General features: G+C 63.7%; 13 protein-coding genes. 6 read left to right on the forward strand and 7 right to left on the reverse strand.

The annotated features are described in order from the left end of the window. Positions 1–96: 96 nt before the first annotated feature. From GL4_RS01245 to GL4_RS16475, 5 genes are all read left to right on the forward strand, one after another. Complete coding sequence (locus GL4_RS01245; RefSeq protein ID WP_052464027.1) at positions 97–2,136, forward strand: acyltransferase family protein; 2,040 nt, start codon at positions 97–99, stop codon at positions 2,134–2,136. A gap of 204 nt (positions 2,137–2,340) precedes the next feature. Then, a complete protein-coding gene (locus GL4_RS01250; RefSeq protein ID WP_045363670.1) occupies positions 2,341–3,417 on the forward strand; it encodes a glycosyltransferase family 2 protein in 1,077 nt (358 codons plus the stop codon). 37 nt (positions 3,418–3,454) lie between these two features. Further along, positions 3,455–4,378 carry an NAD-dependent epimerase/dehydratase family protein gene (locus tag GL4_RS01255; RefSeq protein ID WP_045363673.1) on the forward strand — a complete coding sequence of 308 codons (924 nt, stop codon included), beginning with the start codon at positions 3,455–3,457 and terminating at the stop codon, positions 4,376–4,378. Then, a complete protein-coding gene (locus tag GL4_RS01260; protein WP_052464028.1) occupies positions 4,371–5,663 on the forward strand; it encodes a glycosyltransferase in 1,293 nt (430 codons plus the stop codon). The genes GL4_RS01255 and GL4_RS01260 overlap by 8 nt, the downstream gene beginning before the upstream one ends. A gap of 89 nt (positions 5,664–5,752) precedes the next feature. After that, positions 5,753–7,540, forward strand: a complete 1,788-nt coding sequence (locus GL4_RS16475) for an FkbM family methyltransferase (protein ID WP_052464029.1) — start codon at positions 5,753–5,755, stop codon at positions 7,538–7,540. Positions 7,541–7,553: 13 nt separating this feature from the next. Here GL4_RS16475 and GL4_RS01270 read toward each other — a convergent pair whose 3' ends face one another. Together GL4_RS01270 and GL4_RS01275 are read right to left on the reverse strand one after the other, a co-directional pair. Beyond that, positions 7,554–8,975 (reverse strand): hypothetical protein, encoded by a 1,422-nt coding sequence (locus tag GL4_RS01270; protein ID WP_045363676.1) that lies wholly within the window; start codon positions 8,973–8,975, stop codon positions 7,554–7,556. A 42-nt stretch (positions 8,976–9,017) separates the two neighbouring features. After that, positions 9,018–10,433: a mannose-1-phosphate guanylyltransferase/mannose-6-phosphate isomerase gene (locus tag GL4_RS01275; RefSeq protein WP_045363679.1), complete on the reverse strand. Its 1,416-nt coding sequence runs from the start codon at positions 10,431–10,433 to the stop codon at positions 9,018–9,020. A gap of 236 nt (positions 10,434–10,669) precedes the next feature. On the opposite strand from GL4_RS01275, the gene GL4_RS01280 reads away from it, so the two are divergent. Then, positions 10,670–11,638 (forward strand): GDP-L-fucose synthase family protein, encoded by a 969-nt coding sequence (locus GL4_RS01280; RefSeq protein WP_045369191.1) that lies wholly within the window; start codon positions 10,670–10,672, stop codon positions 11,636–11,638. A gap of 15 nt (positions 11,639–11,653) precedes the next feature. On the opposite strand, the gene gmd is transcribed toward GL4_RS01280, so the two are convergent. From gmd to asnB, 5 genes are all read right to left on the reverse strand, one after another. After that, the gene (gmd, locus tag GL4_RS01285; RefSeq protein ID WP_045363680.1) at positions 11,654–12,730 is read right to left on the reverse strand and encodes a GDP-mannose 4,6-dehydratase; all 1,077 of its coding nucleotides are present in this window, start codon (positions 12,728–12,730) and stop codon (positions 11,654–11,656) included. Positions 12,731–12,877: 147 nt separating this feature from the next. Next, the gene (locus GL4_RS01290) at positions 12,878–13,759 is read right to left on the reverse strand and encodes a glycosyltransferase family 2 protein (protein ID WP_052464030.1); all 882 of its coding nucleotides are present in this window, start codon (positions 13,757–13,759) and stop codon (positions 12,878–12,880) included. 2 nt (positions 13,760–13,761) lie between these two features. Continuing rightward, positions 13,762–14,685 carry a glycosyltransferase family 2 protein gene (locus GL4_RS16480; protein WP_052464031.1) on the reverse strand — a complete coding sequence of 308 codons (924 nt, stop codon included), beginning with the start codon at positions 14,683–14,685 and terminating at the stop codon, positions 13,762–13,764. Between the two features lie 31 nt (positions 14,686–14,716). Next, positions 14,717–15,586, reverse strand: a complete 870-nt coding sequence (locus GL4_RS01300) for a sulfotransferase family protein (protein ID WP_045363682.1) — start codon at positions 15,584–15,586, stop codon at positions 14,717–14,719. A 158-nt stretch (positions 15,587–15,744) separates the two neighbouring features. Further along, entirely contained in the window at positions 15,745–17,670 is a 1,926-nt protein-coding gene (gene asnB / locus GL4_RS01305; RefSeq protein ID WP_045363684.1) for an asparagine synthase (glutamine-hydrolyzing), read from the reverse strand. Positions 17,671–17,758: the final 88 nt, after the last annotated feature.

Here is a 17,758-nt window from a genome sequence, read left to right on the forward strand (position 1 = left end):
CGAGTTTGCGGCAAGCCATACGGCGCAAGCCGGTTGACTGCAACGTCCCGCCGCAATAGCGGACAGGGATTGTGGTAACGACTTCGGCAGCCGCCGGTGCGGTTCAGGCCGGCGGTCGGGGTGCAGGCGGGCGGCGACTTGCTGCGGGACGGGATGCAGAATACATCGCCACTGAAATATCGGCCGGAAATCGACGGTCTAAGGGCGCTGGCCGTTTCGGCCGTCGTGATCTACCACGCCGAATTCACACTGCAGGCAGCGCCAGTGCTCGCGGGCGGATACCTGGGCGTCGATATATTCTTCGTTATTTCCGGGTACCTAATCACCTCGATCATTCTTCGCGAACTTGCCGCCGGCGGCTTCTCTCTCCTGACCTTCTACCACCGGCGTGCTCGGCGCATTTTGCCGGCGCTCTTTCTGGTTTTGGCCGTCTGCGCGCCTTTTGCCTGGCGCCTCATGACCCCGGACCAACTGGAGTCTTTCTCCGGCTCGGCAATCTCCGCCCTGACGTTCTGGTCGAATTTCTGGTTCTGGTCCGAGGACAGCTACTGGGCCGGGCCGAGCGAGTTGAAACCGCTTCTGCATACCTGGACGCTGTCCCTCGAGGAGCAGTTCTACATCATCTGCCCCCTGTTTCTGATGGCGACCTGGCGGCTGGCCAAGGATCGGATCCTGCCGATCATGGTCGTGCTGTTCGTTGCCTCGCTGGGGCTGGCTCAATACGGCTCGAGCGCCTTTCCAGACGCGAACTTCTTTCTGCTTCCGACGCGCGCATGGGAACTATTGGCGGGCGCGATCCTCGCGAAAGTCGAGTTGTCCGTGGGCGGAAGGCCGGCTGGCCGTTGGGACGCAGTACTAACTGCGCTGGGAGCTGTGATGATCGTCGGCCCCTTCGTGGCCTTCGATCAAGGCACGCCGCACCCCTCGCTGCTGACGCTCGTGCCGGTGGTCGGCACATGCCTCGTGATCCGTTTTGCGCGCCCCGGCGAGCCCACGACTGCACTCCTAAGCTCCCGGGCGTTCGTTGGCGTCGGGCTGATCTCCTATTCGCTGTATTTGTGGCATTATCCAATCTTCTCGTTCTGGAAGATGACGCACCCCGAGAATTCGGCTTTCGATGCGAGCATCCTCATTGTCCTCGCCGTTCTCCTCTCTATCTTGTCGTACTTCCTCATCGAGCGTCCGGCTCGGTCTAGAATCGCGGTTCCGACATCGGCGTTCGTACCGGCGATTTCAGTCACCTTCCTCGTCTTCCTGACCCTCGGTGTCGCGTCCTATGTCTCCCACGGCTTCGCCTTCCGCTATGGAAGCCTCGCCGAAGTTTTCAAAGAGACAGGCGCGCAGGAGATGTATGCATCGGTGTTCGGCGCAAAGTCGAAGCCGAACGGCCGGATATTCCTGGTCGGCGACAGCCATGCCGCCGTCCTGACGAGAGAGCTCTCCGAGATGGCGGAAAGGCACAACTATGCGCTGGACCGAAGGGTCTCCGGGAGCTGCCCGGTCGTCGATGTGGAGTCCGTAAAATTCGATGATTGCGATGCTTATCGCACAGAGACGCTCAAGCTCATCGAGGAGGCGCCGCCTGCGCTCATCGTTTATGCGCTTCACTGGAGGAAGTACCAGGATCAATCGGGCCGGAAGAAATTCCGCGGCACGGTTACCCCTCACAAAGGCGAGACGCTGCGCGCGGCTTACGCCAAGACATTCGCCAACTGGATCCGGGCGGGGCACCGCATTGTCGTGATCCTTCCCGGGATGGAAACCGAGCGCAATGTCAAAGAGCAGCTGAAGGAACTTGTCGACGCCGTCCCGTACGCAGAGCGAGAGAACTTCTTGGCGAATCTGAAAATGCAGGTCGCCTACGCGCAACAACTCGCCCGGGCGGACTGGGAGCGGGACATGATCAGCGCTGAGGCGGAGAGCGAGGACCTCCAAGCGATCGATCCGCTCGACCTCTTCTGCAACCCTTCGCAAGGGATTTGCACGGTGAACGAAGGAACGACGTTCTACATCACCGACAAGACCCACTATTCGCGGGCGGCGGCCAAACGGATCGTCCAGCGCATCGAGGATGTTCTCTCGGACGCCGATTGGTGGGCTTCAGCGCCGCAGGACAAAAACACGCGAAGACCCTGAGAAGGCGCCGGCAGCGGCCGGACTTCACTGGGACCGGGATTGGGTTTGTGCGTTGAAACCCCCTTTGGGCTCTGCTAGGCAGCGGGACACTTGCGCCGCTGTCGGGACACCGCGCGAGGCGCGAGCGACTAGGCCTCAAGGGCCCCTGACCCACTCGAAGGCACTGATCCGGCCCGGAAGCAACCACTTGGGACTGCGATTTTCGTGTCTAAGGTCCACGTCATCATTCCGACCCACAACCGACAGGCGCTCGCGGAGCGTTGCCTGGAGCGCGTCTTTGCGCAAACGGCGATGAACTCCATGACCGTTACCGTGGTGGATGACGGCAGTACCGACGGGACCGCCGCGATGCTGGCAGAGAAATTCCCGGCGGCCGGCGTGATCGAAGGCGACGGCAATCTTTGGTGGACCGGCGCCGTCGCCAAGGCCCTGGATACGCTGCGGCCGGATTTTGCGCGCGGCGACTTCTTCCTCCTCGTCAACGACGACACGCTGCTGGGCGCGGACACCGTCGAGGCGCTTGTGCGCATTTCGGAGCAGAGCGGCCGCGCGGGCGTCGCACCGATCGCCGTGGATGCCGCCAGCGGCCACGCCATTTCGACAGGTTGGGCGCCCGGATCGGGGCCCGTCCTGAACGATCTCGAAAAACTCCATGCCGCCATGGCGGAGAACGGCGGCCTCTACCCGGTGCAGACCCTCTTCGGGCGCTGCTCTCTGTTCCCCGTCGAGATCCTCGACCGGGTCGGAAACTACGACGCAGCCTTGTTCCCGCATTACTACGGTGACGCGGATTTCTGTTTGCGCGCCGGGAAAGAAGGCTTCCGCTTCTTCGTCACCGATGCCGCTTCGATCGAGGTGGTGGAGGAGCAAGCGGCGACGGGTGTCCATTTTACGTTCCGACAGGGTCCGCAGGACTTTCCGGCGGTCCTTGAGAACATGACCTCGATACGGTCGATCGAGAACGTGCCCATCGCCTGGCACTATATGCGCCGCCATTTTCCGGGCCGCGCCGGCGCCAACACCGCATCGATCGCTTGGCGCAGCCTCCGCCAGTGGCGGCCGATCTACAACGCCCTCGGCCTCGAGCCCCTGCCGCAGAGGGGGGCGCCGGCTCAGCCGCAGAACGGCGTCGCAGCGCCGTCGAAAGACGCAAAGCTACCGAGACGCGTCGTCCGGCTTGGGCGGAAACTTTTGGCGCCGGTGTTCGAAGTCGTGTTCTTCCTCTGCTATTACATCGCGCGCGCCGCCTACCGCCTCGTACGGTGGGTGCGGCAGCGATGACGTCATTCCACCACAGCCGACAGGTGTTGATCGCAGCATGAAACGGGTTCTAGTCACAGGCGGGCTTGGCTTCATCGGAACGAGCCTGGTGCCGAAGCTGCATGGGCGGTTCGGCGCCGAGATCCGCATCCTCGACAACATGTCGAACCCGAGCGGCGACCTCGTCATCGCAGATGGGATCGAGGTCGTGGAAGCCGATGTGCGCGACGCCGCCGCGGTGCGCAAGGCCGTCAAGGGCATGGACGCCGTCGTTCACCTCGCCGCGCATACGCGTGTGATCGACTCTATCGAGGACCCGCAGCTCAATTTCGACATCAACACGACCGGCACCTTCAACGTGCTGGAGGCGATGCGGCAGGAGGACGTGCCGTCGCTGGTGAACGCGTCCACCGGCGGCGCGATTCTGGGCGAGGTGCCCCCGCCCATCAACGAGGACATCGCCGCCAAGCCTGCGTCGCCCTACGGCGCCTCGAAGCTCGCCGGCGAAGGCTATTGCTGGGCCTACGCGCAATCTTATGGGCTCAAGGCCGCGAGCTTGCGTTTCTCCAACATTTACGGGCCGAACTCGCGCCGCAAGAGCTCGGTCGTCGCCGCCTTCATCAAAAACATCCGCGACACCGGCGCCGTGACCGTCTATGGCGATGGAACGCAGACTCGCGACTACCTCTTCGTCGACGATCTCACCGACGGGATCGTGCGCGCCATCGAGACCGGCGCCGCCGGCACCTACCAGCTTGGTTTCGGCAAACCGACGTCCGTGAATACGCTGATCGACATCATTCGCGAAGCGACCGGCACTAATTTCAGCGTGACCTACGAGCCCGCGCGCGCCGGCGAGATCCTCCACACCTATTGCGATATCGCCAAGGCGCGCGGCGCCATTGGCTATAATCCGACGACTGAACTCGACGAGGGCGTCCGGCGCACCTGGGATTGGTTCGAGACATCGGGACATGCCTGAGCAATCTGCGACCGACAGACCGTTGCGCGTCATCCACCTGTGCTATTCCGACAGCATGGGCGGCGCGGCGATCGGGGCGCGGCGGTCTCATCAGGCCATGCTCTCGCAAGGGATCGAGTCCCGCCTGGTAGTCGTGCACAAGGGAACCGACGATCCGCGCGTTATCGCTCTACCCAAGAAGCGGCTTCGGCGCCTGTTCGCCCGCCGCGGCACCTGGCTGATCAACAAGCTCCGGCGGTCCGACAACCCGGTGGTCCGGACGTTCAATATCGTTCCCATGGGCGCCGCCGAATTTCTGAACCGGATGGATGCCGACCTCATCCAGATGCATTGGATCGGCGAGGACACGATCTCGATCGGTGAACTGGCTAAGCTCAACAAGCCCGTGGTTTGGAAGTTGCCCGACATCTGGGGCTTCGCCGGCACGGAGCACTATCTCCTCCCCGGCGATCCGGAGCGCTACCGCGAAGGCTACCGCGCCGACAACAGACCTGCGCACGAGTCCGGGCCCGATTTCGATCGGCTTGTCTGGAACTACAAACGCCGGTGCTGGCGCGACACCGAACTCAACATCGTGGGCCCCAGCAAGTGGATCAGCGATTGCGCCGAAGCGAGCCAGCTCTTCGGCCGCTATCGCGTCCGTCACATTCTCAATCCCGTCGACACCGAACTCTACGCGCCGAGGGATAAGAAGGTCTCGCGCGACGCCTTCGGACTGCCACGGGACAAATGCGTGATCATGTTCGGGGCCATGAACTCGACCAGCGACCGCCGCAAGGGCTTTCACCATCTGAAAGCAGCCCTCGGTCATCTCTCCGAGCATCTCGATCCGGAAAAGACGGTGTTTGCGATCCTTGGGGCAAGCGGACCCCCGGACCAGACCATCGCCGGGTTTGCGTGCCGCTATCTCGGCACCATCAACGACGAGGAGAAGCTGGCGACGGCCTATAGCGCCGCGGACGTGTTCGTGCTGCCGACCGAGGCGGACAACCTTCCGAATACCATCAAGGAGGCGGCCTGCTGCGGGGTCGCTTGCGTCGGCTTCGACGTGGGCGGGATGCCCGACATGATCGACCACCGCGAAACCGGCTACCTCGCCCAACCCTTCGATGTGGAGGATCTCGCCAAGGGCATCGCCTGGGCCGCCAGCCACACCGGACCCGATATGAGCGCGGAGATAAGAAGGCGCGCGGTCGCCCGTCACGCCCAGGCCACAGCCGTGCGGAACTATGTGGACTTCTACCGCGAGATCTTGTCCGCGCGGGAGCGCGGCGGCGAGCAATAGGTGACGCGCCGAATTGGGCTATTTGCACCCTGGCGAAGCGCGAAGAGACCTGCGAAAAACGGGGCACTGCCGCCCAAAGAGAACCGTTGATGAACCAGGCCAAGGCACAGACGTCCGAGACGGCGCCCGTCGCACTCTTCGTCTACAACCGCGTCGACCACGCGCAGGCGACGCTCGAAGCGTTGCGCGGCAACGCGCGCGCGTCCGAGACGGATCTTTATGTGTTCAGCGACGGACCGAAGACGGACGCGGATCGTGCGGCCGTGGAGTCCGTCCGCGCACTGCTGGAAAATGTCGACGGCTTCCGCTCGGTCACCGTCAATGCACGGCCCGAGAATATCGGCCTCGCCCAATCCATCATCGGCGGGGTGACCGAGATCGTGGAACGCCACGGCAGGGTGATCGTCATCGAAGACGACCTCGTGACCCATCCTGCGACCCTCACCTATTTCAACACCATGTTGGATCGCTTCGAGAACCATGCGGGCGTCTTCTCCATCAGCGCGTATTCGCATCCTGCAAACGTGATGCCCGTTCCGGCGGATTACGACTACGACGTCTACGCGATCCCGCGCATGCAATGCTGGGGCTGGGCGACGTGGCACAACCGCTGGGAAAAAGCGGATTTCGCCGTTCCGGACTTCGACGAGTTCAATTCCTCGGCCAGCGCGACGGCGGCCTATGCGCATTGGATCGGCGCCGACAGCCTCGACACGTTGCGCGCCTGCATGCGCGGCGAAAGGGACGTCTGGGCCTGCCGCTGGGTCTATACCCACTTCAGGCACCACGCGGTCTGCATCTGCCCCACGCAGTCGCTGGTGGACAATACGGGCCTCGACGGCTCAGGCAGCAATTGCGGCGTCCGTCCAGAATTCAAGCACACGCTGGACACGTTGAAGATGACGGACTGGCGGACCCCGGAGACCGCGTTTGTGGATCCCCGCATCTTCGATGCGTTCATGGCCGTGATGGACCCGCGGCGGAAGCGCGCACGGGCGTCCGGGGCGGCGCAATACGGGTTCGATCCCGCTCCACGGCCAAGCGCCGCGGCACGCGCCGCCTATTGGGCGCGCAGGCCAAGACAGCTCCTCCGCCGCATCCGGGAGCGGGCAGGGTTTGCCGGAGGCGTTAGCTTGTCTCAAGTGGAAGCGCGGCATAAGGCGCTCAGCGCGCCACCGAGCGCGCCGCTCATCCGGCTGGGCACGGATTATGGGGGCTGGTGGCTGCCGCAGACGGGACTGAGTGCCGACGACGTCGTCGTCTCGGCGGGGGCCGGCGAAGACATCTCATTCGACGTCGAGGTGGCGAAGCGGTTCGGCTGTAGGATCGTTGTGCTGGATCCAACTCCGCGCGCCATCGCCCACTTCGAAGCGACCAAGGATGCTATCGCAACGGGGGCGCCTGCACCGATTAACAACGCCGCGGCGGTGTTCTACGAGGCCGACAGCGAGACGCTGAGCCGGATCGCCTTCCGCCCGTGGGGTCTGTGGCGCAAGAATGAAACGCTGAAGTTCCACGCACCGGCGAATGCCGGCAGCGTCTCCCATTCGGCCGTGAACCTCCAGAATACGGACGACGGCTTCGATGCGGAATGCGTCAGCCTCGACGAACTCATGCGGCGCGAGGACATAGACAACATCAGTGTCCTCAAGATGGATATCGAGGGTGCCGAATTCGCCGTTCTGGATCGTCTCGTGGACAGCAGCCTGCGCCCCAAGATCCTGCTCGTCGAGTTTCATCCCGGCGACAGCGACGCCGAAAGGACCGGCAAAGCCCAGACGCTCGCGACGCTAGGGAAGCTCTACGACGTCGGCTATCGGCTCGTCCGCTATCGTGGGTGGGACTACGTGCTGGAATATCAGAGAGAGACTGATTGAAGCCCGAGCTCAATCAACTGCCATTGTGCATCCGGTCCAACAGGACAGTCAGCCGCTTGCGTACACTTTCGGGAGCTTGCCCGTAGCGATAGCCGCGATACGCGACGTAGCGCGCCAAAGAGATGGCGCATGCGGCGGCCGCAATGGCTACGCAGCCGAATCCCGCCAGCCAATAGGCGATGACGTATCCACCCTGGGCCGATGTAACTATCGGGGCGATGAAGAGGATTAGGCCTAGGCATAACAGAGCCGCAAGTACAGCAAGTGTTCGGGGGCGAATTAGTCCGGCCCATGAAACGATAAGCGAGCGGGGGCTTTCTCCACTGGCATCGGAACCCAGCAGGCGTTGGGCCGCGCGTTGCAGGAGCGGTGCTTTGGTGCTTTCCGGCCGCAACGGCTGAGATTTCATGCGATCCAATGTGCCAATTGCTCGTCGTACATTGGTGCGGATCATTCTCTCCCGCGCGACCAGCCTATTGTTCTCGCGCTTCAGCTCGTCGAGCTCGGTGCGAATCGTTCCGACTCGGTCCTCGAGCACGTTGTTTCTGTTCGTCAGCTTTTTGATTGCTCGCGGCGCGGCGATCGCGTGGTAGTCACGCATGGAGCGAAACTCAACGACGCCGCAGCTCACCACCTGGTCCGCGCAGAAGTGCAGCGCTTCGGATTGGCTGCGCAGCCAGTCGTACACCGCGAGCGCGATGGCCTGCGACTTCTCTGCTGATACGTCCGGAAACTGAAGTACATCCAACGCACCTTCAGAGGCCAGCCGACTGCGCTCCTCGATGATTTGGGCGCGGAAGTACCGCGAATTCTGCTCCCAAGTCTGCGGGTCCCATCTGCGTTCGTGTGCCAGATGCAGGAGCATCGGAGAAGACGTCCGAAAGAGCTCGATGCCCCGCAGCGCAGCGATGCACGGAAGCCAGTAGTCCCACCAGGGGTCCCCCAGCCGTAGAGTGGCGTCGAAGTTTGTCCCGAGTTCAGACGGCAGAAAATAGAAGCCATCGAATCCCCCGCAGGATCCGGGCACAAACTCTCCATGGTCTCCAAGATCAATACGCTCGGTGAAATAGAGGCCGTGTGTCGTCTCCTGATCGAGTTGCTGAGCCAATCCCGGAATCCGAACCATGATGCAGTCGGCATTGACGATGCCGCAAAGACGCGCGCCAGTTGACTGTGCCAGCTCGAGCAGGGAGGCGATCGTTGGACGGCCGTCTCCGTTCGCCTCTACGACCTCAAGCGGCAGCTTCAGGGATCGAACCGCGTCGACCTCACACATCGGGTTTACGCTGATGACGCGGAAACCCGATTCAACCCAAGACTCTATGCAATCGCGCTGGTAGCGCTCTCCAACTTGCTGGCCACCCCGCATCCGGTGCGTTGCCGGCGGGACAGACGTCAGGAGAACGGGATGCGAAGCACTCAAGGTATCGCCCATGCCGAGAGATTGGCACGCTCGGTCTGCAGAACCAATCGAAGCCTATGCCCGGTTGTAGATATCCTCTAGCCGGACGATGTCGTCCTCGCCGAGATAGCTGCCGGTCTGCACCTCGATGAGCTCGAGTTCGATCTTGCCTGGATTGGCGAGGCGATGCGTGCACCCAATCGGGAGATAAATCGACTCGTTCTCGTGGACGGTGAGCACTTCGTCGTCACGCGTCACCTCTGCGGTGCCCTTCACGACGATCCAGTGCTCGGCGCGGTGAAAGTGCTTTTGCAGTGATAGGCTCGCGCCAGGCTTGACTAGAATGCGCTTCACCTGATGCCGCGCGCCCTGATCGACCCCCTGATAGTAACCCCACGGACGATAGACCCGCTTGTGCTCGACCACTTCGCGGCGTTCGCGCTTTCTCAGCTCCTCGACCAGCGCCTTCACCTTGTCGGCCTCCTTGCTGTTCAGCACGAGAACCGCGTCGGCTGTCGTTACGACGACGAGGTCTTGCAGGCCCACAACGGCGGTCAGCATCTCGGGAGAGCGCACATGGACATTGGTGCAATCGACAACCACGCCGTCGCCGCGAATGGAGTTGCCCGCATCGTCGGTCACCGTGAAGCCCAGCGCGGAACTCCAGGTGCCAAGGTCGTTCCAGCCCATATCGGCCTCTAGAACGGCGGCGCGATCAGTGCGCTCCATAACGGCGTAGTCGATCGACTTCTTGGTCGCGCGCCCGAAAGCGTCCTCGTCGAGAACCAGAAAGTCGAGATCCGTCTTTGCTTTGGCAACGGCATCGGACACGGCGGACGCCATCTCCGGCTCGAACCGCTCGATCTCATCGCGCATGGTCTCTGCCGGGAAGACGAAATTTCCCGAATTCCAAAGATAGCCTTCGGCGATATAGCGTTCGGCGGTCGCGGCGTCCGGCTTTTCGACGAAGGCCTCGACACGTCGAGCCGCGGTTCCTTCGATCGGCGCGCCGGGGCGGATGTAACCGAAATTCGTCGCCGCGTGAGCCGGCTTGATCCCGAAGCTTACGATGTTGCCTTTGGCCGCAGTCGCGATTGCGGCCTTGCAGTTCGCGATAAACTCGTCGGGCTTCTCGTAGATATGGTCCGCGGCGAACATGGCCACGACGGTGTCCGGCCCGGCCGCGGCGCCGAGGATCGCCGCGACCGCGACCGCCGGACCCGAATCCCTTCGCACCGGCTCAAGCACGATGGTTGCCTCGACGCCGACCTCATCGAGTTGCTCGGCGACGAGAAAGCGATAGGCGTGGTTTGTGATGACGACGGGTTTGCCGAACACGGCGGGGTCCGCGATCATCGAGAGGATGCGCTGAAACGTGGACTGCTCGCCAACGAGCGGGATGAACTGCTTGGGAAGCGTCTCGCGCGATTCCGGCCAGACGCGAGTCCCCGCGCCGCCACACATGATCACCGGAATGCAGAGGGGTCCCATCTTTCGCAGCCTCACTCCATCGGGCTTCCCGCCGCGAGTCGGGCGAGTGCATTAACTATCTGGTCTGTAAGGGCCGATCACGCCGTGCACGACCTGCCCGGGTCGCCGCACAGTCATCCCCGCCAGGCCCGCGGTTGTCAATGACGGTGTCGCGGCATGGTTTGCCGCAGGGACGTATCGATTGGCTTGGGGAATTAAGTGGTGCTATGGAACCGGCGAACGACACGAGGGGATTGATGGCTTCGCAGTTGGATATTTCAGGGAAACGCATTTTTGTGGCCGGCCACAAGGGCCTGGTGGGACAAGCGCTTGTCCGCCGCCTCGAACAGGAGCCTGTCGAAATCCTGACCGCCGGACGGTCCGGGGTCGACCTGCGCGACCAGGCGGCGACGAAGAGTTACCTGAAGACGACCGCACCCGACATCGTGATCGTGGCCGCCGCGAAGGTCGGCGGCATCCTGGCAAACGCCACCTATCCCGTGGATTTCCTCAACGACAATTTGTTGATCGAATCCAACCTCATTGCCGGATCCCACGAAGCCGACATCGACAGGCTGCTGTTCCTCGGCTCCTCTTGCATCTACCCGCGCGAGGCCCCGCAGCCCATGCGGGAGGATGCGTTGCTGACCGGCCCGCTTGAGCCAACCAACAAATGGTACGCGATCGCCAAGATCGCCGGCATCATGTTGTGCCAGGCTTATCGCGAGCAATACGGCCGCTCCTATATCTCCGCGATGCCGACAAATCTCTACGGCCCCGGCGACAATTTCGACTTGAACAACAGCCACGTCATTCCCGCACTCATGCGCAAAGTGGATGCGGCGGCGCGTGAAGGCGCAAGCAGCGTCGAGATCTGGGGTACAGGCACCCCCTTGCGTGAATTCATGCACGTGGACGACCTCGCCGACGCTCTCGTTTTTCTGTTGCGGGAATACGACGACGCCGAGCACATCAATGTGGGAACGGGCGAGGAAGTCACCATCGCCGAGCTGGCCCAGCGCATGATGGAGGCGGTCGGCTTTTCGGGCGAACTGCGCTTCGATAAGTCGAAGCCGGACGGGACGCCGCGCAAGGTCATGGATTGCTCGCGCCTGGCTGCCCTCGGCTGGCGGCCGAAATACGACCTCGCCGCGGGCCTCAAGCAGACTTACGAGTGGTATACGGGCGAGCTCGGCAAAGGTGAGATCCGGCTCGGCGCCGCCTAGGCCTTTTGTGCGCTCCTACTCGCCCATCGCGCGGCGCTGGAAGCTATTCGTTCCCCTGAACGCACGCATGTCGCTGTCGACCATCTCGGATACGAGTTGCCGAAACGGCGTCGAGTGCTCCCACCCGAGGACACGCTTCGCCTTGCTCGGATCGCCGAGCAGCTGATCGACCTCAGTCGGCCGGAAATACCGCTCGTCGATGCGGATCAGAACGCGGCCGTTCCGCGTATCGATGCCTTGCTCGTCGATTCCCTCGCCACGCCACTCGATTGGAACGCCGAGCTGCCCGAAAGCGAGTTCCACAAACTCACGGACAGAGTGCATCTCGCCGGTCGCCAGCACGTAGTCGTCCGGCGTGTCCTGCTGGAGAATCCGCCACATGCCTTCGACATAGTCCCGCGCATGGCCCCAATCGCGCTGGGCGTCGAGATTGCCGAGCCACAGACAATCCTGCGCGCCGGCCTCGATCGCGGCAACCGCGCGGGTGATCTTGCGGGTCACGAAGGTCTCGCCGCGAATGGGGCTCTCGTGGTTGAAGAGGATGCCGTTCGAGGCATGCATCCCGTAGGCCTCGCGGTAGTTCACCGTGATCCAATAGGCATAGAGCTTCGCAGCGGCATAAGGCGAACGCGGATAGAATGGGGTCGTCTCCCGCTGGGGGACTTCCTGAACCTTACCGTAGAGCTCGGAAGTCGAAGCCTGATAGAAACGGGTTCGGCCCTCCATGCCGAGAATCCGGATAGCCTCGAGAAAGCGCAGCGTACCGACGGCATCGGCGTTCGCCGTGTACTCCGGCGTGTCGAAGCTGACCTGCACGTGGCTCTGTGCCGCGAGGTTGTAGATCTCGTCCGGCTGGACCTCTTGCACGAGGCGGATGAGGTTGGTCGCGTCCGTCAGATCGCCGTAATGCATGCGAAAGCGCGGATCGTTTTCGTGCGGATCCTCGTAGAGATGATCGACGCGCTCGGTGTTGAACGACGAGGAGCGCCGCTTGATGCCGTGGACGCGGTACCCTTTGGACAGCAACAGCTCGGCGAGATACGCGCCATCTTGGCCGGTGACACCGCTGATCAATGCGACTTTATCTGACAAACTCAATCTCCTGTTGGCGCCGACCGCTGGCGGACGAATGGCCACGAAGGTTCGAAATATTGGGCCTTGTCCTACAAGGAACCTCCCCCACAAGGCAATGGCTTAGACCAACCCCGCAGGAATCGGCACCTGTCCGCACCGCAGATTTTAGGGCGTCCGCAGGAGCGACCGGATCCGGGGGCCGAGAATGACTCGAAACGGCCAGTTTCCGGCGGGTGCCAAGCAAAAGGCGCGGAGCAGCTCGCCCCCGACCCCCAGCCACCGACCCTGCCCCGCGAAGACGGCGCCCCGGTTGAAGGCGATGCCCGAGCGGAATTGCCGGTACAGCTTGGGATCACGAGCCCGCAAAGCGGCTCCGTGCTTCGAGAGCATGAGATCGAGGGCCGTGTTCCACGCCGGACGGCTGGCGCTGGAGCCGAGATGGATCGCCGCAAGCGGCGTGTCGAGAAAGCCGATCCGCCCCGGATGGTCCAACACGAGCCGCAGCATCAAATCCCAGTCCTCGAAACGGGCGAATTGCGCATCATACGATCCGCTGGCCGCAATCGCATCGCGCCGCACGACCAAGGTCGAGCCGGGGCTGGTGTAGCAGCCCCAGGCGGTATCGCTCTCGGACAGGATTTCCGCGTAGGGGCGCCAAGCGTCTTCGGCCTCGGTGCCGGATATCGTCTTGAAGCCGGTGCAACTGCCGACCAGACCGAGGCGCGCCATGAATGCAAGCTGCTGCGCCTGCTTGTCCTCGAGCCAAACATCGTCGCTATCGAGAAAGGCGACCCAGTCTCCGCCGGCCGCCTCGAGACCCGTGTTGCGCGCCGCCGCCGCCCCCTGGTTGGTCTCGTGCCGGACGCACCGCACCTTGTCGCCGAACGGTGCCAGCACCGCCGCCAGATCGTCGGTCGACGCATCGTCGACGACGATGATCTCCTCCGGCGGCAGCGTTTGTGCCAGCACACTCTCGAGCGCGCGGCCGATACAGTGGCTGCGGTTGTAGGCGGGGATGATCGCGCTGACGCGTCCGGTCACCGACATGGTTACACCCGCTCCAGCCGCATACGCCGCACGGCCCAAGCCCCGACGGCACCGAGCGCAGAGACGGGCCAGAGACCATTGGACCGCATCGCGCGGCCGGCCCAACGGCTCGCGTCGCTGACGTCGCCTCGCCGCAAAGAATCGGCGACACAGATGAGGGTGCACTGCGCATGCAGACGCTTCATGCTGCGCGCGGCGGCCGCTGACATTTGCGGCGTGCGGCCGAGCCAATCTTCGGCCATCTCGATCGACTCTTCCGCGATACGCCGGCGCGCTCCGATGCCGCCAATGGTGAGCGACCCGCCATGGGACCCGTACGCGTAGACGACACCCTCGATTGGAGCGGCCGCCGCATCTGCGAGCGCCGCTCGCAACAGGAAGTCGCGGTCCGCCACGATCTTGTACCTTGTGTCGAACAAGCCGACTTGGTCGAACAATGCGCGACGGTAGAACCGCGCGTTCACGATGGGCACGCCGAGGAGCAGGTCCTGCGGATCGAGATTCCGGTTGTCGGCGTTGTCATAGCGCCGGATGACGGTGTCGCTGCTCGCCGCGCCCTCGAGTATGTCGGCGCCGCCGCACACCATCGCAGCTGCGGGGTCGGCGCTAAAGGCAGCAACGGCCTTGCGGACGGCGTGCGGCCGATAGACATCATCGGAGTTGAGAAGGCCGACAATGGAGGCTTGCGCCCGTGCGATGCCCTTGTTCAGGGCGTCGTAGAGGCCATTATCGGGTTCGGAGACCACCGTGACCTCCGGGTAGCACTTGAGCAGATCGAGGGTCCCGTCCGTCGAGCCGCCGTCCATGACGAGGTGCTCGATACGTCCGTCGAAATCCTGATCGCGGACGCTCTCGACTGCGGCAGCAATCATGTCCGCGCGATTGAGACACGGCGTTACGATCGTGACGGCCGGCTGCGAAGTCATCGCGCCCTCCAAAGCGGCCGGACGTCGGGCATCAGCGTGCCCCACCCGGGCCCAATCCGAAGCGATACCGGACAATAAAGGGAAACGAGAGCACCGTGGCGAGATATAGCAAGTGTCGCGGCATTTGCGTGCGCCACGCATCGTCCAGTCTCACGACGACCGTTTTCTCGTTCCGCATCGCGTTGCCGCCGAGCGAATGGTAATCGCCGATGCCGCTCTCGTGGGTCACTCCTTCTTGCGCGCCCTGCGGCAGTATGCCTTCAAGGGTACGTGGCGTGCCGAACCGCACAAAGTGATCGTACCGCAGCCGGATCATGTCAGGCGCGAACCAGAGTCCCTGCAGCTCGGCCGCGACGTTCGCCGCCTGCCAGACGAGCGACGTCTTTGCCGCCAGCAGAACGTCGCGCCAAACGCTCGGTTGGTCTCGCCGCGTCCGCCGGTCGCGAACGACCGACCAGACGACCGCGCGCGGATCCCTGACCAGGTGCACGAGATACAGCTTCACGGGCAGGGTTCTGCTGAGGAAGTGGGGGCGGAACGCGAGCAGCGCGGCCGTCTTGGAGGAGTCGACGATGGTCTGCTGCGTCGAGACTTCGAGAATGGCGCGGAGCAGCGCCGCATGGTCATGCCGATTCGCCGGCCGGGGCGGCAGCTGGCGCAGCTCTTCAGGGACGGCGCCCCAAACGGGGCACGCGGTCAATCTCGCGCCGCATGAGCAGCGGGACTTTGGTTTGGAAAGAAACAGCGGCGCCATGGCCACTTCGCCGACGTCCAGCGCCTGTCCGGTACTCGCAATGAGGCGACCCACCAAGGTCGATCCGCTGCGGCCATACCCCGCTACATAGACGAGCGTCCGTTGAGCCGTCCGCGCACTCTTGCCGTCGGATGTTTCTGGGGTCATTCAGCCACAATATCCGGGATTGGCCGCAGCCCTCCCCCGGCTTTCGCGGTGACCGCCAAAGTCTCCGCCGTCTATTCGGATGTCAGTCATAGCGCGGCAATTCAGCAGACCGCCGCGCGCCGCGCAAGACGGCCTGGGCCGCAACGTCGAAGCCTCTGTCATTGGCGGCGCCAGGCCTCGAACATCAGCACATTCCAGAGGAAGTGCTGCCAGTTGCGCCGCCCGGAGAGGTGCTCGGCCCATTTGAGCCTGATCGGCTCCGGGTCGAGATATCCCGCCTGCGCCATCGGGCCCGGGTCGAGGAGATCCTCGGCCCACTCCTTGAGCGGCCCCCGGAGCCACGCGTCGATCGGAACGCCGAAGCCCATCTTGGGCCGCTCCACCAGCGATTTCGGGACGTATTTGTAGAGAAGCTGCCGCAGCAGCCATTTTCCCTGACCGCGCCTGATCTTGAGGTCGTCGGGCAGCTGCCACGCAAACGCGACCACGCGGTGGTCCAGGAGCGGCACGCGCGCCTCCAGCGATACCGCCATCGAGGCGCGGTCGACCTTCGTCAGAACGTCGTCCGGGAGGTAGGTCACCATGTCGGCGTACTGCATCCAAGCCAGCTCGTTCTTGAAGCGGCTGCGCACCTCTTTGGCGAACGGGGCCGGCTCGGGCCGGCGAGCGCCCTGGACCAGCGACCACGCCTCCGCCCAAGGGGAAACCAAAACCGGGTAGTAGTCGTCTGCGTCCGCGCCCAGAACGGCCGCAAGCTTGTGCAGCTTGTCGCCCGGCTGCCGGGGCCGCAGCCCCGACGGGACGGCTGAGAACAGGGCGTCCCACGTCTGCGGCGACGCCGACGCCAGCAGCCGGGAAACGGCACTGGGCAGAGGTCCGGGCAAATGCCGCAGCGCCTGCACGGCGCGAAGGCCCTGAGCGTAGCGATTGTAGCCCGCGAACAACTCGTCGCCCCCGTCGCCCGAGAGCGCCACCGTGACGTGCTTCCGCGTCATCTCCGAGACGAGATAGGTGGGAATTTGGGAGACATCGGCAAAAGGCTCGTCGAAGATTTCGGGCAGCTTCGGCACGACGCTTTGCGCTTCGGCGGCGCTCACATAGAGCTCCGTGTGATCGGTGCCGAGATGCTCCGCCACCGCTTTCGCTGCGTCGGCCTCGTTGTAGGACTGCTCGTGGAACCCTATCGAGAAACTCCGCACCGGCTCTCGCGCGTTCGCCTGCATGAGCGCCGCCACGGTCGATGAGTCGATGCCCCCGGACAGGAACACCCCGAGCGGCACGTCGGCGACCATGCGCCGCGTCACCGCATCGGTTAGAAGCGCCTCGAGCTGACCGACCGCCTCGGTCTCGTCCGCCTTCAGGGGTAGGGATTGCCCGCGCTCCGCCACATCGAGCGCAGACCAGTATCTGTGGCTTCGCACGACGCCGTCGGCCCGGACTTCAAGCATGGAGCCCGGTTCCAACTTGGAGATGCCCCGATAGATGGAGGCCGGCGCGGGCACATAGCCGGTGCACAGATAGGCCGCGAGCGCGTCGCGATCGATCTCGGAAGGAAACCCCGGCAGCGGCGCGAAGGCTTTCAACTCCGACGCAAACGCGACGCGGCCCTCGAGCCGTCCCCAGTAGAGGGGCTTGATGCCGAGACGGTCGCGGACAAGCGTCAGCACGCGCTCTTTGCGGTCGAAGACCGCGAAGGCGAACATGCCGATCAGCCGCTCGACGGTCTCCGGCACGCCCCACGCCGCGAAGCCCTCGACGATCGCTTCCGTATCGGAATGACCGCGAAACAGGTGCCCCTCCTGTTCGAGATCGGCGCGCAGCTCGCCTGCGTTGTAGACCTCGCCGTTGTAGGACAGCACGTAGCGCCCCGACGCTGACGCCATGGGCTGCGCGCCTGCCGCGCTGAGATCGATGATGGAGAGCCGGGCGTGGCCCAGGGCAACCCCGGCCTCAGGCTCCGTCCAGACCCCGCTTGCGTCGGGCCCGCGATGCCGCAGCAAACACACCATGTTTTCCGCGAGCCCCTCCAGCGCATCGCCTGTGGAGCGCCGTTCGGGGTCGAGCAGCCCGGCAATACCGCACATCTAGGAGACCCAAGGCATGGAGCGTGGCGAGGATGGCATCATGAATCGAGAGACGGCATCGGGGCGGTCCGGTTGTCAAGACGTAGTG

It is taken from the genome of Methyloceanibacter caenitepidi (assembly GCF_000828475.1).
Lineage (GTDB): Bacteria > Pseudomonadota > Alphaproteobacteria > Rhizobiales > Methyloligellaceae > Methyloceanibacter > Methyloceanibacter caenitepidi.